Genomic DNA, 20,335 nt, shown 5'->3' on the forward strand with positions numbered 1-20,335 from the left:
CAATGGACGACATACGCTTTGCAGTGCTTGGAACCGGTGGAATCGGACGGCGGACGCTCGAAGTCTCACAGCACAAGGACGGCCTCACCGCCGTCGCGGCCTGTGACCGCAACGGCGTGGCTCTCGACCACGATGGCCTTGACGTAGACGAACTGCTGGAGGCGACGGAAGGCAACATCGCGAGCGGGCCGCAAAGCGGCCCGGAACAGTCGAGCGGTGATGAACCGCGAGACAGCGGGCCGGAGGACGACCCGGATATGGCCGCCGACGGCGGCACAGCCACGGCGGAAACAGCCGACGGCGTCAAACAGCACGGCGAGCAGGCCGGCATCGTCGCCAGTTCGCAGGGCGAGCCGACGGAAACGCCCATCGACGACATTATCGCCGAGAGCGACGCCATCAACGCCGTTCTGCTGGCGCTGCCGAACCTGGAACACGACTTCATCCCGCGTGTGGCCGAGCGCTTCGCCGAGGCTGACTACGAGGGCGTCATGATTGACGTGCTCAAACGCTCCCGTGTCATCGGCATGCTCGATGACCGCGAAGACCTGCTGAAAGCGTCCGGCATCACGTTCGTCTGTGGGGCTGGCGCGACCCCCGGCTTCCTGACGGGGGCGGCGGCGCTGGCCGCCCAGTCCTTCGTTGAGGTCGAGGAAGTCGAAATCTGGTGGGGCGTCGGCCTCAAGTCCGGTTACGAAGACAACCGCGGGACGGTCCGGGAAGACATCGCGCACCTCGACGGCTACGACATCGAGACAGCCCGCGAGATGAGCGAAGCCGAAATCGAGGCGCTCATCGACGAGCACGACGGCGTGCTGGAGTTCCACGACATGGAACACGCCGACGACGTGTTGCTGGAGCGTGCGGGCATCTGCGATGCCGAGGACGTCCACGTCGGCGGCGTCCTCGACGTGCGCTCGGACGAGAAACCGACCACGACGACGGTCAGCGTGACGGGCACGACATTCGACGGCGAGACGGGAACGAACACCTTCGAACTCGATGACGCGACGAGTATGGAGGCCAACGTCAACGGGCCAGCACTGGGCTATCTGAAAGCCGGTGTCCGGAACAACCGCGCCGGGCACTACGGCGTGTTCGGCCCCGCCGACCTGATGCCTGGTTTCTGAGACTGCCTGACTCTACGCTTCATGACTCACGGCTTCGATTTGAACGAGCGACTCAAACAGCGCGACGCACAGAACCTCCGGCGCCATCTGGAAGTCGCTGAATCCGTTTCGGCGCGGACCCGCTTTGCCGATGACCCTAAAGGAGACCCACCGGAGTTCGGCGACGAGGAAGTCGTTTTCGCCGCGAACAACTACCTCGGACTCGCCGATGACAGCCGAGTCCAGCGAGCGGCCGAACTGGGCGCACGAACCGTTGGGAGCGGCGCGGGGGCCTCGCGGCTGGTCACAGGTGACACGAAGGTTCACCGAGCGCTGGAGCGCGACCTCGCGGCCTCGAAAGGGACCGAGCGGGCTCTGGTGTTCTCGTCGGGCTACGCGGCCAACATCGGGACTATCGACGCGCTGGCCCCGGATGTCGTCTTTTCGGACGAGCTGAACCACGCCTCAATTATCGACGGCTGCCGCGTCGGGGCCAGCGAGACAGTCGTCTACGACCACTGTGACCCGGACGACTTGCGAGCGAAACTGGCCACGCGAGCAGCCGATGTCGATGAGGACGAACAGTGGCTCGTGGTCACCGACTCCGTGTTCTCGATGGACGGAGACATCGCGCCGCTATCGGCCATCTGTGACGCCGTCGACGAGTACGGCGCGTGGCTGATGGTCGACGAGGCGCACGCGACGGGGCTGTTCGGTGACAGCGGCGGTGGCGTCGTGCAACGTGAGGGGCTGAGTCACCGTGTCGACATCCAACTGGGGACGCTCTCGAAAGCGCTGGCGAGCCAGGGCGGCTACATCGCCGGTGACGAGGTGCTCATCGAGTATCTGCTGAACGCCGCGCGGTCATTCGTGTTCTCGACTGGGCTATCCCCACCGAACGCTGCGGCGGCCCGCGAGGCGCTACGAATCGCCCGCGAGACCGATCGTGCGGCGGAACTCTGGGATACCGTGGCAACGCTTCGGGACGGGCTGGAGACAATGGGCTACGAGGTGCTTGGCGAGACACATATCCTCCCGGTCATCGTCGGTGACCGTGGTGACGCCCTCGAACTGGCCGACCGCCTGCGCGACCACGGTATCGTCGCGCCTGCGATTCGACCGCCAACAGTGCCAGAAGGAACGTCCCGCATCCGGGTTGCACCGATGGCGACACACACCGCCGACGACATCGCGCAGTGTCTCGACGCCTTCCGGACTGCCGGCACAGAGGTGGGCGTGCTGTGAGCGAGACGAGCAATGATTCGAGACCCGTGCGTGGGACCGGCCGCATCGCCGAGGACGGCGTCTTCGTTGTCGGGACCGACACCGGCGTCGGCAAGACGGTCGTGACCGCCGGGCTGACGGGCTGGCTGCGGGAGACAGGAACCGAGGCTGTCGCGGTTAAGCCCTGCCAGACCGGATACCCGCCGGACGACGACGCGGCGTTTGTCGAGTCCGTCTGTGGCACGGCGGACGCCGCAGTCTGTCTGCAGCGGTTATCGCCACCGCTGGCTCCAGAAGTGGCCGCACGGGAAGCAGACGACGATGTCACGCTTTCCTACGAGTCGATCCGCGACGGGGTCGCCGATGTCGTGGCGGGAAGCGAGACAGCTATTGTCGAGGGTATCGGCGGCCTGCGCGTCCCGCTCGCGGACGACCGAGAGGTCATCGACCTCGTTGCGGATATCGGGCTTCCTGCGCTGGTCGTCGCCCGTTCGGGCCTCGGAACGCTCAATCACTCGGCGCTGACGGTTCAGGCGCTCCGGCAACGAGGCGTGCCAGTCGTCGGTGTCGTTCTCAACGAGTACGAAGGCGAAACAACCGCTGAGCGTACGAATCCGGACGGTATCGAACGGATGACCGACTGCACTGTCTGGCCGGTGCCACCCCTTGACATCGAGTCACCTGAGAGCGTAATTGACGGACTCAGAGCGCATCTCCAACAATCGGTTCTGCGGCCAGCTATCGAGCAGTAGCTGTCGGTGTGTCAGCACAAAGGGGATAGAACGGGGGCAAACCCCCGTCGTGTGACACTACGGAGCCAGTAAGGCTCCATCTGATGATTGACTACCGATCACTAAAATAGTAAGGCACGTTTCATCTGGAGATTTCCCCTCAGTACCGGGCCATGTTCCGTTAGGAACGGGCTAACGCCCAGCCGAAACGACGGTGCTAGAGGTCAACTGACAGCAGCGACTCGACGTCGACGCCGTCGTCCAGTAGCGTCCGCATACGGTCGACTGTTGCCTCGTTCCGAGTCTGCCCGGTTCGGAGCACTTCCTCGACTCTGTCTATCGTCGTCCGCGTGTCTGACTGGACTGACAGCACTGGGACGTTTTTCTCAGCCGCCTGTCCGATGACCGCACTGGCGGGCTGGAACCCACCAGTGAGTAGTAATGCGTTGATACCAGACGCTTCGAGGGCCGCCGTCTGGACCTCCGAGCGGTCGCCGCCGGTGACGACGACGGCATCGCGTGTCCGCCGGAAGCGTTCGAGCGCGCTGCTCCCGCTCATTGCGCCGACGCTGAACCGCTCGACGTGGACGTCGGTGTTGGCATCACCAGTGAGGATGTCCGCGCCGAGGTTCCGGGCGAGGTCAGCAACCGTGACACCGGCGAGCGAGCGGTCACGCGGCAGAATGCCGTGGACTGGAATCCCCTCGCCTTCGAGGAACGGGACCACGTCGTCGGCGAGTTCGTCGACCGTCGCGTCGGTGACGCCGTTGAACAGGACGCCGTCCAGTCGATCACCGATCGCTTCGGCCGCCGACAGAATTTCGTCCGTGTCACTGGGCGTGTCGTAGCCGGTGACTAACAGTACACGGGCGTCGAGCAACTCCGCGATATCGATGTCTGTGAGGTCGACGATACTGCCAGTCGCCAGGTCACTGCTCCCCTCGACGAGGAGCATATCGGTTCCGTCCGAACACGTCTCGATGCCCTCTTGCAGTCGCTCACGGAGGTCATCCGGGTCCTCACGCCCGCGGATGGCTTCCTGAATGAACGTCGGCGAGTAGACGATGGGCTCCATGTCGTGGAGGTCGGTCTCCAGATCGAGTAGCTCGCGGGCGAGCATCGGGTCCTCGTCCCGTGTCTTGCCGACCGCACTCCGCAGACGCGTCCCCTTGGGCTTCATGTAGCCGACATCGTAGCCCGCGTCGTGGGCTCGTGTCGCTAGCGCGAGCGTGATTGCCGTCTTGCCGATACCTTCCTCCAGTGATGTGACGAGTAGCGTGTTCGTGTCGGTCATAGTTTCTCCTGGTCGAGGGTGAGTCGCAGGTCGACCGCCTGCACCCCGTCGGGCGTCGCGACGAGGGGATTGATGTCCAGTTCCACGATTGCGGGGAAGTCAGTGACGAGTTGCGAGAGCCGCTGGATTGTCTCGACGAGCGTGGCCTCGTCGACGGGGTCGCGGCCCCGAGCACCGCGTAACAGCGGCGCAGAGTCGATGTCATCGAGCATCCCTTTCGCCTCGGTCTCGCTGACAGGAGCGACACTGACAGTGTTGTCTTCAAGCACCTCGACGAAAATTCCGCCGAGACCGAACAACAGCAACGGTCCGAACTGCGGGTCGCGGTTCATCCCGAGAATCGTCTCGACGCCGTTGTCGAGGTCGACCATCTCCTGTACCTGAACGCCGAGAATCGTCGCGTCTTCCTGATAGTTACGCGCCCTGACGACGAGGTCCTCGTAGGTGTCGCGAACTTCCTCGACGGGGACAGCGACCTCGACGCCGCCGATGTCGGACTTATGCAGGATGTCCGGACTGACGATTTTCATCACCACGTCGTCGCCGATTTCCTCGGCGACAGCCTCCGCTTCGACGGGCGAGGAGACGACATCACCCTGTGGTGTCGGAATCCCGTACGCGTCAAGCAGTTCCATCGCTTCCACGCCGAGCCGGTTCGACCCGCGCCGGGCGCCGGATTCGAGTATCTCGCGGGCCCGCTCGCGGTCCACGTCGAACGTCGTCGGTTCCTCGTACTCCGTCGCTTTGATTTCTCGGTAGCGCTTGAGCGCGCCCAGACTGCCGACCGCGCGGGCCGGGTCGAAGTAGTTCGGCACGCCCGCTTCGCTCAGGACGTTCGCACCAGCGTCAACCGACTTCCCGCCCATCAGCGTCGCCGCGACCGGTTTCCCGAACTGCTCTTGCTGTTCGACGATGCGTTCCGAGAGTTCCTCGAAGGAAAGCACTGCGGTCGGACAGGCGACGACGACGGCCATCGAAACGTTGTCGTCCGCAAGGACTGTTTCGAGGGCTGTCTCGAAGCGCTCGGCGGGAGCATCGCCGATAATGTCGACCGGATTGTAGATGTTGGCCTCATCAGGCATCTCTTCGCGGAGTCGGGAGAACGTCTTGTCACCGAACTGCGCGAGTTGCAGGTCCGAGTCGCCGACGGCGTCGGTCGTCATCACGCCGGGACCGCCGGCGTTTGTGACGATGGCGATTTCGTCTCCATCCGGGAGCGGTTGGCCGGCGAGAATCTGCGCGTAGTCGAACAGTTCCTGCACAGATTCAACGCGGAGCGTTCCGGCCTTATCGAGGCCTGCCTCATAGGCCCGCTCCGACCCGGCCATCGCACCGGTGTGGGAGGCGGCCGCGCTCGCACCCGCGTCCGTGCGGCCGGACTTGACAAGCACAATCGGCGTCTCCTGTGTCACCTCACGAGCCGTCTGTACGAACGAGGACCCATCATTGATGTCCTCAAGATAGCCCAGAATGACATCAGTATCAGGGTCGTCACCCCACTCAGCGACGAAATCACTCTCGTCGAGTACTGCTTTGTTCCCGAGCGAGACGATGTCCTTGAAGCCGACATCGCGCTCGGCGGCCCAGTCCAGCACGGCGGTGATGAACGCGCCCGACTGGCTCATAAAGGAGATGTCGCCGTCGCTGGCCATCTCATTGCCGAAAGTGGCGTTGAGCCCGACGGGGGTCGACATCACGCCGAGGCTGTTCGGGCCGACCAGATTCAGGTCGTATTCACTGGCCGCCTCCCGGAGCCGCTTTTCACGTTCGGCCCCATCACTGCCAGTCTCACCGAAGCCAGCGGTGATGACGACGACGTTTTCGATACCCGCTTCCCCGGCGTTCTCGATGACCTCGACCGCCACCGTCGGCGGCACGACGACGACGGCAACGTCGACCGACCCGGGGTCGTCCAGGCCGGCGAGGTTGTCGTAACACGGCAATCCAAGTACTGTCTCTTTGTTCGGGTTCACGGCCACGACCTCCCCTGTAAACGAATCGAGCAGGTTCGTGGTGACCGCGTGACCGACGGATCCCTCCGAATCGGTCGCCCCGACCACTGCGACACGTTCCGGCGCAAACAACGTCGATAATCGTCCCATGCCTCTACTCGATGGTTACGGTGGGCCCGAATATATGTGTGGGGAACTCCCGGCGAGCGGGAATCTAGACGATTCATTACCGCGATTTCGGTGTGACGGTACTTTTGTTCACCACCCCTGTAGCGGCGTCCAATGAATGACCCAACACTCCCAGCACCGTTTGACGACGACGTGGTCCGTGGCGTTGCGGGGACGAACAGCGTCGACGAAGAGCGGTTGCGGGACGCGCTCGCCGACCACCAGCGAACGATGCGTGAGAATCCGGGCGTCGAGGACCTCGTTTACGAGTGGCGAAAGCGATTCGACGATGCGGTGCTACACCGCACGCCCGAGACGTTCTTTATGGCTGTCAGGGAGACCGTCTGGGAGGAGTACGGCGCGCATCTCGGACTCGATGACTACCTGCTTGCCGCGGTCGTCGCAGTCCATCAGGAGCAAGTCCTCCGCGAAACAGCGGTTGACAGCAGCACTATCGACGAAAACGCCGTTGCGCTCGTTGTTTCCCGGCCGTCGTCATAGTAGATATATTCCCGGTTATCTCAAGTGCAGCGCCCGGGCTAAAGCGACAGTTGTGATCAGCGGATAATATTTCAGTTCAGGTAACCAGCCCTTCCATCTGAGAATATAATTTTTGGGTTCCCGAAAACATATTTTCACAAAACAATCTTTAAGTGGCTTCCACCTGTACGATAAGATGACTATGGCAACACAAGAGCACGTCCGACGCGAGTTCGGGGAAGTCGAAGAGAACGAACTCCGCCTCGACAAGGAGAAGTCCGAGCAGGTAATCAACGCGCTGAATCAGGACCTGGCGGACACATACACGCTGTATCATCAGGTCAAGAAGCACCACTGGAACGTCGAGGGTGCCGAGTTCCGTGACCTCCACCTGTTCCTCGGCGACGCTGCCGGACACGCCGAAGAGGCAGCCGACGAGCTCGCAGAGCGAGCACAGGCCCTCGGTGGCACGCCCATCTCCAGCGGCAAGGCACAGGAGGAGCACGCGTCGGTAGAGCCGGAAGGACAGGACGTGTACGACATCCGAACGTCGCTCGAAAACGACCTCGAGATGTACGGCGACATCATCGAGTCGCTCCGTGACCACATCGACCTCGCGGAGAACCTCGGTGACCACGCCACGGCCCAGATCCTCCGAGAAATCATCGTCCAGACCGAGGAAGACGCCCACCACATCGAGCACTACCTCGAAGACGACACGCTCGTGCTGGACTAACTCGGCACAAGGCTTTCTCTCTCAGTTTCTTTCGCCGGCTAGTCACTACCTAGCTCAGGTGTATAGCGTGGTGTGAACCGTTCCAGCAGAAAACAGTGCAGACTCGGAGGAAAGAGAAACGCAATGCGGGGGCGGACGAACTACCGTCTGAGGTCAACGGTTACGTCAGTCGAAATCCAGCCGTCTCGGTTCCCGTCTTCAGTAAACACGGTTCTGTCAGCACCGCTGTCCAGTGCTGCAACGTCCGGGCGGTCCTCGGAGGTCTCGACATCGTCCGTCTGTGATGGCATTATCAGAGTTAGGTACCCCTAAAGCTAAAAGGATTTTGGTTGGCCTAATCATCTGCGGACGCCAGCCCCTGCATCGAGGGCAGAAATGGCCCGGAACCGATCGCCGACACAGCGCGGCCTTTAGTACCTGAGGCGACAAGAGAGAGGTATGAGCTCGGACGACGACCTTACCGCCCTGATTACGGATCTCGTTACGACGCTACAGGACCTGGAGACGGAGGTCGAGCCCACGACCGACAGTGGTCTTCCGCGGCCGCCGACACCGGGCGAACTCCTCCGGTTCACCAGCGATGTAACTATCCCCGCGGTCATCCTCGTGTTGAAGAGCAACATCGAGGCACTGAAGCTACTCCGGCGAGCCCTCCGGATGGCCGAGGGGCGGCCGACATCGACGGGCTCCGCCTCGGGTGAGGTGCGACAGCGTGCGAGTGACCTGAGCCGGGCCACGCTCTCCCGCCTCGACGGTGCGTTGACAGACCTTCAGCAGGCTGTGGAGGGGACGCCGGAAGATGAGGAAGCCCGCGAACTCATTCAGGATGCCCAACAATTACGCGGTCAGATCCGGGAAAGGTTAGCCGCTGAATCTGAAGTGAGTGAGGCGGTCGACCCTGATGAAGTTACTGACGTTCCTGTGGACGTAGATGCCGAGCTGCGGTCGATAAAGGACGATATCGAGGGCCCAGACAGGGACGACACTGGTACCGAAAACGGAGACGGAAACGGCGAGGAGTAACGAGTTCTAGTGTGGTGTGAAAATATACTTCTACAAACATAATGATTTATTATTGCACAGTTACAGGTATGAGTACCGATGTCCAGCTCTACCGCTCCGGGCGGTCGTCGGGCGACCCTGTTCGTCCGGTCTGACCTCCCTGCGCCATCACAGAAACGTTGTACCGCTATCAAATGTGAGCTACAAGAGCTGGTGTGCCGCGGCGTCCTCGACGACATCGAAACGGTGGAATGGGAGAAACGCGTTCCGCTGCAGGGCCCCGGTAACGGGATCGAACGGGACCTGTACAACGAGTTCGCGGACTGGGCCCGCGAGTCCGGTGTCTGTCTCGCGCCGTTTTTCGACACCCGGCTCTGTTACAGTTCGACGACAGGCGAGAAACGCCGAGAGCTCGTCATGCCGGCCGTCTGTCTCGCGGTCTACGAGGACGACACTCTCGTGCAGGTGGCCCCCTTTGCCGACGCGGGCCGGACGGAATCAGTCGAGGAATGTATCGCGGAACTCGGTGAGACGGGAACCCTCCCGGACACCGGTTCGACGACTGTCTCGACCGTGTAGCTCTCGTCCGTTCCGTTGCTGTTCTGGCCGGCTACCACCATTGCCGCGACACGAATTATAAAGTTCTGTTCGTAGTACTACACATTTATATGACAGAACAGGTGACACGTCGTGATGTACTCGGGACGGGTGCGTCTGTCCTCGGCAGCCTCGCAATCGGCTCGACGACCGCCAGCGGCGCGCTCCAGACGGACGGAACCACTGTCACGTTCCTGCATGACACCCACGTCCACGGACGGTTTGCCAACGCCTCTGCAGGGGAATTGAGCGTCGCCCGCTACTTCGGGCTGATGAACGAAATCACCGAAGACGCCGACACCACACTCAGGGTCGGCAACGGTGACGACCTTGCATCGTCAGTCCTGTCGGCAGTGTTCGACGGACGCCACGTCGTCTCGACGTTCAACGCCGGCGGGCTGGACTTCGATACGTTCGGCAACCACGATTTCGACATGGGGCCAGAGGTCCTCCGCGAGCGCGTGTCTGACAGTCTCTTCACCAGGGTCAGCGCGAATATCCGCGAAGATGGGTCGGTTTTCGCCGCCGAGCAAGGCGCCCAGCAGTACGTCCTCACGGATGTTGGGGACGTGACACTCGGAGTTACTGGCCTCATTACGCCGGAGGCCCCCGAAGTCACCTCTATCGGAGAGAACACCGACGTACTTGCGCCGGCATCGGCGCTGCAGAACGTAACAGAACGGATGCGGGCCGACGGCGCTGACGCAGTTATCGTGCTCTCCCATCTCGCGAGTGAAACCGCTCGAACTGTCGCCGAGGAGGTCGATGGCGTCGACGCTATCATCGGGGACCATGCCGCGTCGCTACTCGAAGAACCGGAAGTCATCAACGACACCGTCCTCTCGTTCGTCGGCGACGAGTACGAGTACCTCGGGGAGTTGGCGCTCGGTATCGACGGATCCGGCGTCACAGACCACGAGTTCGTCCTCCACAACGTCGGCGAATCTTCGGCCGGAACGGACCCGTTTGTCAGTCTCGTTCAGGACCACTACGAGACGCAACTGGAACGGCAACTGGACGTGGTCATCGGCGAGACCACCCAGCCGCTTGACACCCGGCAGTCTGTCGTCCGAGCGCGCGAGTCGAACATGGGGAACTTCGTCGCCGACACCATCCGCACTGACGTCGAAGCGGACACAGCGCTAATGAACGGCGGCGGGATTCGGACAGACAGGCTCTATTTCGAAGACGCAAGTGAGGATGATCCGGTAGCGATCACGCGGCGTGTCGTCGTCGACATCCTGCCGTTCCCGAACAACGTAGCCGAGCTGGAAGTCACCGGCGAGACGCTGCTTGCGGCGCTGGAAAACGGGGTGAGCCGCGTCGAGGCGGGGGCTGGCCGGTTCCCGCAGGTGAGCGGTATCACGTACACGTACGACCCCACCGCGGAGAGCGGCGACCGAATCGTCGACGCGACTGCCGGTGGCGACCCAATCGACCCGGACGCGACGTACACGCTTGCGACGAACGATTTCGTCTCCGGCGGCGGCGACGGCTACGATATGCTCAGTGATGCGACCGTCCTCGTCTCCTCGAACGAGGGGGCGCTCCTCTCGGACCTCATTATCAACACCATCGAAGAACAGGGGACGATTTCGCCGACGACGGAGGGCCGCATCACCAGGCAGAGCGAGGAGAGCTGATCAGACTGGGTCCCAGCGGTAGCCGTCCCAGTCCTGACTCTCGGGCACTTTAATACCCGCGTCGGGGTCGCGGAGTTCCTCGATGTAGACGGGTTCGACCGTGTCACCGGTTTCGACCTCATCGGTGGTCACCTGCCCGAGTGCGCGAACAAACTCGTCGCTCGCGTCGTCGATGTCCGTTACATCGAACTCCACGATAGCGAGTGTGTTGGGCTCGCGGACACCCGGCGGCGTCGCTGTCGAGTGGGTCCAGGTGACGACTTCGCCGGTCCGGTCCGAGAGGTCGAAGCTCTCTTCCTGTGGCTCGCCACACTCAGGACACAGCGGATGCGTGGGGTACGAGACGTGACCGTTCGAACACATACCTGCTTCCAGCGTCATTCTGCGGCCTCCATGATGGTGGTGATGACACAGTTTCCGAACCCGCCGACGTTACACGCCAGTGCGGTGTCGGCCTCGACCTGTCGCGGCCCGGCCTCGCCGACCAGTTGTTCGTAGATTTCGACGCCTTGCGCGACGCCGCTTGCCCCCAGCGGATGCCCCTTCGATTTGAGCCCGCCGGAGGTGTTGATCGGCAACTCGCCGTCCTTGGCCGTCGCACCGTCCATCGCCATCTCCCAGGCCGTTCCCTGGTCGGCGACACCGATACCCTCCAACTGGAGGAACTCCAGAATGGTGAACATGTCATGCAGTTCAGCCACGTCGAGGTCGTTGGGGCCGAGGCCGGCCATCTCGTAGGCCTGTTTGCTCGACTCGACGACCCCGCCCATGATTGTCGGGTCGTCGCGCTCGTGGACGACGTGGGTGTCGGTTGCCCCGCCGATACCGGAAACCAGCGCGTACTCGTCGGTTATCTCCTTGGCCCGCTCCTCCGTCGTGAACATGAGCGCGGCGCTGCCGTCCGTAATCGGACAGAAGTCATACAGCCGCAATGGGTCTGCGATGATGGGCGACTCAAGCGCTTTCTCCATCGTGATTTCCTTCTGGAACTGCGCCTTGGGGTTGTCCACGCCGTTTCTGTGGTTCTTGACCGCGACCCGGGCGAGTGACTCCCGGGGGGCGTCGAAGCGCTCCAGATAGTGCCGGGCGGTCATCCCGGCAAAGGACGGGAGCGTCACGCCGTGTTTGTACTCGTCGGGGTGGGTGATCGAGGCGATGATGTCTGTCGCCTGGCCCGTCGTCTTGTGGGTCATCTTTTCGCCGCCGACCAGCAGCGTCATCTCACTGGCCCCGCTGGCGACTGACTGCCAGGCCTCGTAGATGCCGGCCCCACCCGAGGAAGAGGTCTGGTCAACCCGTTCGCTGTAGGCCGGAAGCACCCCCAGGTCGTGGGCCAGCAGATTCATAATTCCCGTCTGGCCTTCGAACTCACCGCTGGCCATGTTCGAGACGTACAGGTGCTCTACGTCGTCGGGCGCGACGCCGGCGTCCGTGAGACACTCCTCGCCCGCCTGCGAGAGCAACTCACGGATCCAGACGTCGCGTTGCCCGAATTTCGTCATTGACGCGCCGATTACTGCGACTCCCATACCTGTGCCGTCACAGGGGTCTCGTGTATGTATTACGGTCTGACCTATAGAACGAGTGGAATGTTCAAGCAGTCGTCGTGACGACAGATAGCCCCTCGGCGGGTTGGTCACCGGCCAGTGAGACGAGCAGTCGCCAGCCATCCGCAGTTCGCTCCGCTTGTGCCATTTGTGGCGTGATACTCGTCCGGCGCAGTAGTTCGACGGCAATCGGCAACACTGGGCAGCGGAGGTCCGACAGCGTCGGGCGATAGTTCTGTAATGTGATATATCTGGCACAGCGGCCAGGGCCGACGGCTGCGGATTCGATTGCTGCCTCGTCAACTAACCCCGCTGTTTCGAGGTCGGCGATGGCGTCCCGAACCGGCTCGGGTCCGCTTGGCTTTCGCGGCAATTGCCCGGCGGCTTCTCGGAGGGTGTCCGCCTGTACTTCCGGGTCGAGGTGTTCTGCGAGCGCCGTGGCCATGCTTTCGAGCATCGCCAGACAGAGTCGCTCGCGGTTCTCGGTTTCCTCGGCCGCTTCGAGATAGCTGTCGATAACTGCCTGCTCGACGGAGCGATGGCGACCCGACAGCACTTCGAACAGCGACCCGGCGACCGTGTGACAGTACTCCGGAAGCGACGACGGGGCGGTCCTGACGGCATCGGTCCCCCACGGCGCTTCACAGACGATGAGGCCGTGAACGGTGACACGTGGGTCGTATCGACGCAGGGCACTTCGGTAGGCAGTCGCTACGCTGGCCGCTTCGGCAGCCGTCTCGCGGTCCGGGAACTGCATACCCGACACCGGGAACGGCGGCGTGCCCGTTTTGGCGCTGACAACGCGATACGGCCCGATAGCCACACTAAGCTCCGAGAGCCTGTCACGGATGTCTGCGAGTGTGCGTCCAACCATTGCTACAGTGTCTGTCTCGGCGTCGGTCCGAAACCCGGTACATCGGTGACGGTGTGTTTAGTCGCGCGCCGATACGCGTCGACGGCTCCGCTTACTGCGTGCTCAATGCCAGCCATGGCGACACAGCCACAGAGCCGCCCGACCGGAGCCGTGTCTCTCCATCCTCCCAGCCCCCCCGCAGCCTCGGTAGTGAGTCGGGTTGCTCCGGCCATGGGTCCTTACAGGTCTCCGGCGACGATATCGGCGACGCGCTGGCGGTCGAACAGCTCCCGGTCAACCTCATACACCTGCGACGCGGCCCGTTCTGTGAGGACCAGATTCGTTATCGGTCCCTGGTACAGCGGCCCACCGCGGTACACATTCCCGTTCTGTACCGCCGTCAGTTCGCTCCCAGTCTGGTCCGCTTCGAGGAAACTGACGACCGTGTCTTCGAACTCCGAGCGTGTCTTATTCTCCTGCCCCCGCAGGAGCAGGTACTCCGGATCGATGTCGAGCAGGGTCTCGAAGTCGACCTTGCTGCGGTCTGCGTGGAAGTCCCTGACATCGGTCTTCGCGAAGGCATCGCGTACCCCGAGGTCTCGCCACTGTTTGAAGCTGGTCCCGTCTTCGATGAGGTACGGTGAGAAGCTGGTGGGCTCGTCGCTGCCGGCCCATACGATAGCTACCTCCGGCCGGTCGGACTCCGAGTCCGGGACAATGTCGTCCAGACTCGTCCGGAACTCTTCGTGGAGGGACTGGAACGCCTCGAACCGGTCGGTCCGCTGGAACGCTTGGGAGAGTTTCTCGAATGCCTCGTACAGCGTGTAGTAGGTGTAATCGTGCCACTCGTACCCCGTCGAGAAGATACTGTTCCCGAAGAAGGGGGCTATCTGGGACTCGATTTCGTCGATGTCAGACTGCTCCCAGGACCCGCGGCTCTGCAGGAAGTTCGGGTCCATGACGTGGATGTCGGCATCTATTTCGTAGAACTGCTCCTTGCCGACACCGCTGTCGCCCCACAGCTTCTGAATCGAGTTCCCGTCGACGCTGACGCCCGGGATTTCGTCGTAGTACTGAGTGTGATACCGCGACGGCAGCCAGACCCCCTCCGGGGCATCAAGGCCAAGCGCAATCCCCATATCTGCCCAGCTCCCGTTGTTCGCGACCCAGACCTCCGGGACTGACTCGAAGGTGACCTCGCCGACCGGCTCCATCGAGACTGCGTAGCTCGAATCCGTCGCTTCGGTGGTCGCCGTCGGAGTTGACTCCGCAGCCGTCGTCCCGGACGCCGTCGACTCATCGGCCCCACCGTCACTACCGCTCCCGGCCTCGGACTGACCCGAACAGCCAGCGACGGTACCTGCCAGCCCAACACCGGCCGCAACGATATACTCTCGTCGGTTCATGTCTTTTTAGGCTTGCCTAATCAATTTAAATCTTCTCATATTTAGGCAGGCCAAAAGCGCCCCGAATCGCAAAATAGCACCACAGCCCTCGACAGTGAGAATCCACACAAAGTATATCCGTGTGTGCTAACCACACACGAAATATGCAGGAGGCTTGGCTTCAACTCCAATGTCCGGCGTGTTCAGTCGCCTGGGAAGAGCAAGTGTCCGACCTCCCGGCCCCGGAGACACAGTTTGCCTGTGACGACTGTGGGGCCGAGCGGTCGCTGTCGGAGTTCATGCGGACCACTCGCGATCTGGAAGTACTGCAGGAGTTTACCGACTCTTAGTACCGCGCTCGCGCCGCTGCCTTCCACTCATCGCCTCGCTTGACGTTGCTGGGAGGGCGGCGTTTGCCCACGCTCGCCAGCCGTCCGGCGAGCCTCCACTCGTCCACGTATTCGACCGTCTGCCGCTGTGCTGTGGCCACAGCAGCCCGCTGGCGGTCGGTCAGGTGAGCGCTGATCGCAGCGGTGATAGCCGCTGCTTCTGCCTGTGATGCGTCCGCCGGTATCGACAGCGACAGGTCGTCCGGGTCCGCGCTGGCAGTGGGCAGCGCCGCCTCCGTGTCCGGCTGTGGTGTATCGTGAGTCGCCATGTTACAGTGGGATGTTGCCGTGGTCTTTCGGCGGCGTGTCCTCGCGCTTGCGCTGCAGGAGGTCGAGGTCCTGAATGAGGCGCTTGCGCGTCTCTTTCGGTTCGATAACGTCGTCAAGGTAGCCCCGTTTCGCCGGCCCGTACGGATTGGCAAACTCGTCGCGGAACTCGTCCATCAGTTCCTGACGCTTGGCATCCGGGTCGTCGGCGTCCGCGATTTCGTTCCGGTAGAGAATGTTGACGGCTCCCCGCGGACCGAGCACTGCCATCTCCGAACCGGGCCAGGCGTAGTTCACGTCGCTGCCCAGGAACTTCGAGGACATGACGATGTACGCACCGCCGTAGGCCTTCCGTACGACGACCGACAGCAGCGGGACCGTCGCCTCGGCGTAGGCGTAAATGAGCTTCGCGCCCCGCCGGATGATGCCGTTGTGCTCCTGGTCCGTGCCGGGCATGAATCCGGGCACGTCGACGAGCGTGAGGATGGGGATATTAAACGAGTCACAGAAGCGGACGAACCGGGCCGCTTTCTCCGCCGCGTCGATGTCGAGTGTCCCCGCGCTCACGCGTGGCTGATTGGCGACGACGCCGACCGACTGGCCGTCCATCCGCGAGAAGCCCACGACGACGTTGCGCGCCCAGTTGCCGTGAACCTCGAAGAAGGAGTCCTCGTCCACGATAGCGTCGATGACCTTCGTCATGTCGTAGGGCTTGCGCGGTGCTGACGGGACAATATCGGTCACGCCGGGAATTTCCCGGTCGGGGTCGTCCCAGGGCTTGACTCGCGGCGGGTCCTCCATGTTGTTCGCCGGGAGATACGACAGGAGCCGCCGGATATTTTCGAGCGCCTCCTCCTCCGACGGGTACGAGAAGTGGGCAACACCGGATTTGGTAGAGTGCGAACCCGCGCCGCCGAGTTCCTCTTTCGACACCTGTTCGCCGGTCACCGTCTCGATGACGTCCGGCCCGGTAATGAACATGTGGCTGGTGTCTTGCACCATGAAGGTGAAGTCAGTCAGCGCTGGACTGTAGGTGGCCCCGCCCGCACATGGCCCCATAATCGCGGATATCTGGGGGATGAGCCCGCTGGCTTTGGTGTTGCGTTCGAATATCTTGGCAAAGCCGACCAGCGAGTCAACGCCTTCCTGAATGCGTGCGCCGCCGGAGTCGTTGAGGCCGATGACCGGGACGCCGTTTTCGATCGCGCGGTCCATCACCTTGCAGATCTTGTCGGCGACGACTTCGCCGACCGAGCCACCGAGTACGGTGAAGTCGTGGGCGAACAGGAACACCTTCCGGCCGTCGACCTCGCCGTAGCCCGTGACAACTGCGTCGCCGGCGAAGCGCTTCTCCTCCATGCCGAAGTTCGTCGACCGGTGCTCGACGAACGGATCGACCTCGTTGAACGTGCCGTCGTCGACGAGGAAGTCGATACGCTCGCGGGCGGTCATCTTGCCCTTCTCGTGCTGGGATTCGATACGGGCTTCACCGCCCCCGAGTTCGGCTTCGGCCCGTTTCTGTCGCAACTCTTCGACCGCGTCGTCAGGCGCCCCAGTCTCGTCGTCTGGTTCTTCCTGTTGACTCATCCTACCACTCCATCCCGCCGTTAACACCAAGTACCTGTCCTGTCATGTAGCTCGATTCCTCGCTGGCGACGAACCTCACGATGCCGGCGATGTCTTCGACGCGTGCGAACCGGTCGAGCGGAATCTCCCGCAGAATCTTCTCCTGCACGCGTTCGGGCACCTCCTTTAGCATATCGGTCTTGACAAAGCCCGGCGCGACGCAGTTCGCGGTCGAGCCCGTGTGTGCCAGTTCGAGCGCAAGCGTCCGTGTAAATCCGAACAACCCGGATTTCGTCGTCGCATAGTTGGCCTGCCCGATGTTGCCCTGCTGGCCGACGACGCTAGAGATACTTATGAGTCGGCCGTGGTCGGCGTCACGAATATCATCATAGAAAGCCTTCGTCCCGTTGAACACGCCGCCGAGGTTGACATCGATCACCGTCTCCCAGTCGTCGCGGGTCATGTTCTCGAACTTTTTGTCGATGGTGATGCCGGCATTGTTGACGAGCACGTCCGCGGGACCGAACTCGTCGGCCACCTTCTCACGCATCGCCCGGACCTCATCGAGTTTCGCCACGTCGGCCTGCGCCGCGATAGCGGTGCCACCGCGTTCGCGGATATCCTCAACGACGGCACGGGCTTCCGCCTCCGAGGACCGGTAGTTAACGACGACGTTGGCCCCGTGAGCACCGAGGTCTTTGGCGATTCCGCGACCGATACCGCGTGAGGACCCAGTGACGACACAGGTTTGATTGTCCAGGTTCATTTGTGATTGATGGGAGCCCTGTTGCTTCGTACGCTCATCACCTAATCTGGCAAAGCACAGCCAGATAATAGTTCTCCTAATACAACATTAAACGCCAGATTTGGAATATAATGATATACCAGTTACAGGAGAAGTGATAGCTGGAAAACAGACTCACGAGGGAAACAAAGTGAGAACGCCATATTTTTTAGGATGGCCTAAAGACGTGGAGGCAGCACATGACAGCCGACATCTGCGTGATGGTGCCGACGATTCGAAATCATGAATGTATGCGTTCGTACTTCGAGAACGCCCGGGAACACGGATTCGACCTTGACCGGTTGTTTGTCGTGCTCATCACCGAGGACTTCTGTGACACCGACGCGATGGAACAGATGCTCGACGAGGAGGGCGTCGACGGGGCCGTCTACGACGGGACCGCCCGCGAGGCGTGGTTTGAGAACCACGGCACAAGCGAGTATTCACACCTTATCCCCGAAGCGAGCCACGCCCAGACATCGTTTGGTCTCCTCTATATGTGGGCCAACGACTACGAGTACGGCGTATTCATCGACGACGACACGCTACCACACGAGGACGCGGACTTCTTCGGCACCCACATGTCGAATCTGGCCTTCGAGGGCGAAATCGAGACGGTCAGCTCCGATGAACAGTGGGTCAACGTTCTCTACCAGAACGAGGACGAGCACGGCCTCTACCCGCGTGGCTACCCTTACGCCGCGATGGATGAGACGGTTGCAACAGAAGCAACGCAGGTCAACGACGTAGTCGCCTCGCAGGGCCTCTGGACGAACGTGCCCGACCTTGACGCGGTTCGCATCCTGATGGACGGCGACCTGCAGGGGCAGGCGCAGACCCGTACCAGCGGGGCGGACTTCGGCGATGACTTCGTCGCCGCGGAGGGCCAGTACCTCACCGTCTGCTCGATGAACCTCGCATTCCGCCGCGAAGTCATCCCGGCGTTCTACCAGCTCCCGATGGACGACAACGAATGGGATGTCGGCCGCTTCGACGACATCTGGTCGGGCGTGTTCCTCAAGCGGGCCTGTGACGTGCTGGGCAAACAGATCTACAACGGCGACCCGCTGTGTGAGCACAACAAAGCGCCCCGGTCGACCTTTTCGGACCTGACCAACGAGGTTCACGGGCTCGAACTCAACGAGCACGTCTGGGAGATCGTCGACGAAGCCGGTGCAGACGCCGACTCCTACGCCGAAGTGTTCGACGCGATCGCCACAGCGATGGCCGACGGCGATTTCAGCGACTGGGAAAACGGTGCCTTCCTTAACTACTGCGGCGAATTCATGCTCGACTGGCTGGAATGTCTCGACGAGCTGGACGCCGCCGCGACGGAACAGGTCCCCGCAACCGCCGACGACTAGAAAGGCCTAAGTTGTTTAGGCAACCCTAAATCAAACAATGAGTGATTCTAACGATATGACTGGACGTAACGCGACGCAGTCTCGACGCCGCTTCCTTGCTCTCGGCAGCGCAACTGCTGCGACAGCGCTTGCCGGTTGTTCCGGCATCCTCAGTGGGGGTGACGGTGGCGACGGCGGAAGTGACGGCGAGGCCGGAACCACAACTGGGCAGCAAATTTCCCTGTCGGACTTCCGTGGCTCCGGCCCACTGGTCGCACAGCGGGAGGCTCCCGGTGGCACCTCGATCGAAGACCTGCCAGACCTCAGCGGCGAACTGACGCTATATCTAGGTGGCGGGGAGGGTGGACTCTATCTCGACCTCATCAATCTGCTCGAACAGCGCTATCCGGACTTCACGGCGAACCACCGGCTCGAAGCCTCCAGCGACCTCGCAAACACCATCATCGAGGAAAACGAGGCCGGCGCAAGTCCTGCTGACGTGTTCATGTCCATCGACGCCGGCTCGCTCGGAGCTGTTGCAAACGCCGACGCGACCGCGAGCCTCCCCGACGAGGCGCTTTCGACGGTCCCCGACGCGTACCAGGACAGCGAGGGGCGCTGGGTGGGCATCGCTGGTCGCGCTCGGGCGATCCCGTACAACACGAACCAGATATCCGAATCCGATATCCCGTCGACGGTTCAGGAGTTCCCCGAGGCGGCTGCCCTCGAAAACAGCATGGGCTGGGCACCGAGCTACGGCGCGTTCCAGTCGTTCGTCACCGCAATGCGACTCATTCGCGGCGACGACGAGACGATGTCGTGGCTTCAGGCGATGCAGGACCACGGCATCACCACCTATGACGACGAGTTCCGCGTCTCCAATTCCTGTGCTGACGGGGAACTGGCCGCCGGCTTCGCTAACCACTACTACACGCTTCGGGTCCAGTCGGCCCGCGAAAACTCGCCGATCGGCCTCGCGTTCACCGAAGGCGACGCTGGCGCACTCGTCAACGTTTCGGGCCTCGAAATTATCAATGGAACCGACAACGCGGACCTGGCGTCGAACTTCGTCCGGCACGTCCTCTCGGCGGAGGCACAGGAGTTCTTCGCCACCCGGACGTTCGCGTATCCGATGATTCCGGGTGTCGCACCGGTCGGCGACCTCCCACGCATCGACGAACTGAACCCGCCAGAGATCAACCTGACCGAACTGGCCGACGTGGCCGGAACCGTTGACTTATTGCGGGACGCTGGCGTCCTCTAAT

General features: G+C 62.2%; 21 protein-coding genes. 11 read left to right on the plus strand and 10 right to left on the minus strand.

Annotated elements, in window-relative coordinates; all coding sequences use genetic code 11:
* The first annotated feature begins 2 nt into the window (after positions 1 to 2).
* Genes BDK61_RS09330 through bioD form a run of 3 tightly spaced genes read left to right on the plus strand, consistent with a single transcriptional unit; the run spans position 3 to position 3,085 of the window.
* Positions 3 to 1,130 (plus strand): transcriptional regulator, encoded by a 1,128-nt coding sequence (locus tag BDK61_RS09330; RefSeq protein ID WP_121303077.1) that lies wholly within the window; start codon positions 3 to 5, stop codon positions 1,128 to 1,130.
* Between the two features lie 21 nt (positions 1,131 to 1,151).
* Positions 1,152 to 2,354: an aminotransferase class I/II-fold pyridoxal phosphate-dependent enzyme gene (locus BDK61_RS09335; protein ID WP_121303078.1), complete on the plus strand. Its 1,203-nt coding sequence runs from the start codon at positions 1,152 to 1,154 to the stop codon at positions 2,352 to 2,354.
* Positions 2,351 to 3,085: a dethiobiotin synthase gene (gene bioD, locus BDK61_RS09340; RefSeq protein WP_121303079.1), complete on the plus strand. Its 735-nt coding sequence runs from the start codon at positions 2,351 to 2,353 to the stop codon at positions 3,083 to 3,085. Before BDK61_RS09335 ends, bioD begins: the two co-directional genes overlap by 4 nt.
* Positions 3,086 to 3,281: 196 nt before the next feature.
* On the opposite strand, the gene BDK61_RS09345 is transcribed toward bioD, so the two are convergent.
* Together BDK61_RS09345 and acs are read right to left on the minus strand one after the other, a co-directional pair.
* A complete protein-coding gene (locus BDK61_RS09345) occupies positions 3,282 to 4,358 on the minus strand; it encodes a phosphotransacetylase family protein (RefSeq protein WP_004961348.1) in 1,077 nt (358 codons plus the stop codon).
* Positions 4,355 to 6,460, minus strand: coding sequence for an acetate--CoA ligase alpha subunit (gene acs, locus BDK61_RS09350; RefSeq protein WP_004961345.1), 2,106 nt, complete (start codon positions 6,458 to 6,460; stop codon positions 4,355 to 4,357). Before acs ends, BDK61_RS09345 begins: the two co-directional genes overlap by 4 nt.
* 132 nt (positions 6,461 to 6,592) lie before the next feature.
* Here acs and BDK61_RS09355 point away from each other — a divergent pair, with 132 nt between their 5' ends.
* Both BDK61_RS09355 and dpsA read left to right on the plus strand, forming a co-directional pair.
* The gene (locus BDK61_RS09355) at positions 6,593 to 6,979 is read left to right on the plus strand and encodes a hypothetical protein (RefSeq protein ID WP_121303080.1); all 387 of its coding nucleotides are present in this window, start codon (positions 6,593 to 6,595) and stop codon (positions 6,977 to 6,979) included.
* Positions 6,980 to 7,160: 181 nt separating this feature from the next.
* Positions 7,161 to 7,694 (plus strand): DNA starvation/stationary phase protection protein DpsA, encoded by a 534-nt coding sequence (gene dpsA / locus BDK61_RS09360; RefSeq protein WP_121303922.1) that lies wholly within the window; start codon positions 7,161 to 7,163, stop codon positions 7,692 to 7,694.
* A gap of 140 nt (positions 7,695 to 7,834) precedes the next feature.
* On the opposite strand, the gene BDK61_RS23360 is transcribed toward dpsA, so the two are convergent.
* Entirely contained in the window at positions 7,835 to 7,984 is a 150-nt protein-coding gene (locus BDK61_RS23360) for a hypothetical protein (RefSeq protein WP_004961340.1), read from the minus strand.
* A gap of 148 nt (positions 7,985 to 8,132) precedes the next feature.
* Here BDK61_RS23360 and BDK61_RS09365 point away from each other — a divergent pair, with 148 nt between their 5' ends.
* The 3 genes from BDK61_RS09365 to BDK61_RS09375 all read left to right on the plus strand — a co-directional run bounded on the left by BDK61_RS09365 (position 8,133) and on the right by BDK61_RS09375 (position 10,936).
* Complete coding sequence (locus BDK61_RS09365; RefSeq protein ID WP_121303081.1) at positions 8,133 to 8,717, plus strand: DUF7547 family protein; 585 nt, start codon at positions 8,133 to 8,135, stop codon at positions 8,715 to 8,717.
* Positions 8,718 to 8,795: 78 nt separating this feature from the next.
* A complete protein-coding gene (locus BDK61_RS09370) occupies positions 8,796 to 9,275 on the plus strand; it encodes an HTH domain-containing protein (RefSeq protein ID WP_004961336.1) in 480 nt (159 codons plus the stop codon).
* An 89-nt stretch (positions 9,276 to 9,364) separates the two neighbouring features.
* The gene (locus tag BDK61_RS09375) at positions 9,365 to 10,936 is read left to right on the plus strand and encodes a bifunctional metallophosphatase/5'-nucleotidase (protein ID WP_121303082.1); all 1,572 of its coding nucleotides are present in this window, start codon (positions 9,365 to 9,367) and stop codon (positions 10,934 to 10,936) included.
* On the opposite strand, the gene BDK61_RS09380 is transcribed toward BDK61_RS09375, so the two are convergent.
* The 4 genes from BDK61_RS09380 to BDK61_RS09395 all read right to left on the minus strand — a co-directional run bounded on the left by BDK61_RS09380 (position 10,937) and on the right by BDK61_RS09395 (position 14,742).
* Positions 10,937 to 11,317 (minus strand): Zn-ribbon domain-containing OB-fold protein, encoded by a 381-nt coding sequence (locus BDK61_RS09380; RefSeq protein WP_004961331.1) that lies wholly within the window; start codon positions 11,315 to 11,317, stop codon positions 10,937 to 10,939.
* Complete coding sequence (locus tag BDK61_RS09385; RefSeq protein ID WP_004961328.1) at positions 11,314 to 12,465, minus strand: thiolase family protein; 1,152 nt, start codon at positions 12,463 to 12,465, stop codon at positions 11,314 to 11,316. Before BDK61_RS09385 ends, BDK61_RS09380 begins: the two co-directional genes overlap by 4 nt.
* Positions 12,466 to 12,529: 64 nt before the next feature.
* Positions 12,530 to 13,357, minus strand: coding sequence for a DUF7551 domain-containing protein (locus tag BDK61_RS09390; RefSeq protein ID WP_004961326.1), 828 nt, complete (start codon positions 13,355 to 13,357; stop codon positions 12,530 to 12,532).
* Positions 13,358 to 13,575: 218 nt separating this feature from the next.
* The gene (locus BDK61_RS09395) at positions 13,576 to 14,742 is read right to left on the minus strand and encodes an ABC transporter substrate-binding protein (RefSeq protein ID WP_121303083.1); all 1,167 of its coding nucleotides are present in this window, start codon (positions 14,740 to 14,742) and stop codon (positions 13,576 to 13,578) included.
* A gap of 143 nt (positions 14,743 to 14,885) precedes the next feature.
* Here BDK61_RS09395 and BDK61_RS09400 point away from each other — a divergent pair, with 143 nt between their 5' ends.
* Positions 14,886 to 15,071 (plus strand): DUF7836 family putative zinc-binding protein, encoded by a 186-nt coding sequence (locus tag BDK61_RS09400; RefSeq protein ID WP_004961322.1) that lies wholly within the window; start codon positions 14,886 to 14,888, stop codon positions 15,069 to 15,071.
* Here BDK61_RS09400 and BDK61_RS09405 read toward each other — a convergent pair.
* From BDK61_RS09405 to BDK61_RS09415, 3 genes are read right to left on the minus strand one after another with little or no spacing between them, the layout of a single operon-like run.
* Complete coding sequence (locus tag BDK61_RS09405) at positions 15,068 to 15,379, minus strand: hypothetical protein (protein WP_004961320.1); 312 nt, start codon at positions 15,377 to 15,379, stop codon at positions 15,068 to 15,070. The genes BDK61_RS09400 and BDK61_RS09405 overlap by 4 nt on opposite strands.
* Position 15,380: 1 nt before the next feature.
* Positions 15,381 to 16,964: an acyl-CoA carboxylase subunit beta gene (locus tag BDK61_RS09410; protein WP_004961318.1), complete on the minus strand. Its 1,584-nt coding sequence runs from the start codon at positions 16,962 to 16,964 to the stop codon at positions 15,381 to 15,383.
* A gap of 1 nt (position 16,965) precedes the next feature.
* Positions 16,966 to 17,709 carry a beta-ketoacyl-ACP reductase gene (locus BDK61_RS09415; RefSeq protein ID WP_121303084.1) on the minus strand — a complete coding sequence of 248 codons (744 nt, stop codon included), beginning with the start codon at positions 17,707 to 17,709 and terminating at the stop codon, positions 16,966 to 16,968.
* A gap of 218 nt (positions 17,710 to 17,927) precedes the next feature.
* Here BDK61_RS09415 and BDK61_RS09420 point away from each other — a divergent pair, with 218 nt between their 5' ends.
* Together BDK61_RS09420 and BDK61_RS09425 are read left to right on the plus strand one after the other, a co-directional pair.
* Positions 17,928 to 19,091: an alpha-1 4-glucan-protein synthase gene (locus BDK61_RS09420; RefSeq protein WP_121303085.1), complete on the plus strand. Its 1,164-nt coding sequence runs from the start codon at positions 17,928 to 17,930 to the stop codon at positions 19,089 to 19,091.
* Between the two features lie 55 nt (positions 19,092 to 19,146).
* Complete coding sequence (locus tag BDK61_RS09425) at positions 19,147 to 20,334, plus strand: extracellular solute-binding protein (RefSeq protein ID WP_004961313.1); 1,188 nt, start codon at positions 19,147 to 19,149, stop codon at positions 20,332 to 20,334.
* The last annotated feature ends 1 nt before the right edge of the window (position 20,335 follow it).

Origin of the sequence: Haloarcula quadrata (assembly GCF_003634715.1) — an archaeon.
Classification (GTDB): Archaea; Halobacteriota; Halobacteria; order Halobacteriales; family Haloarculaceae; genus Haloarcula; species Haloarcula marismortui.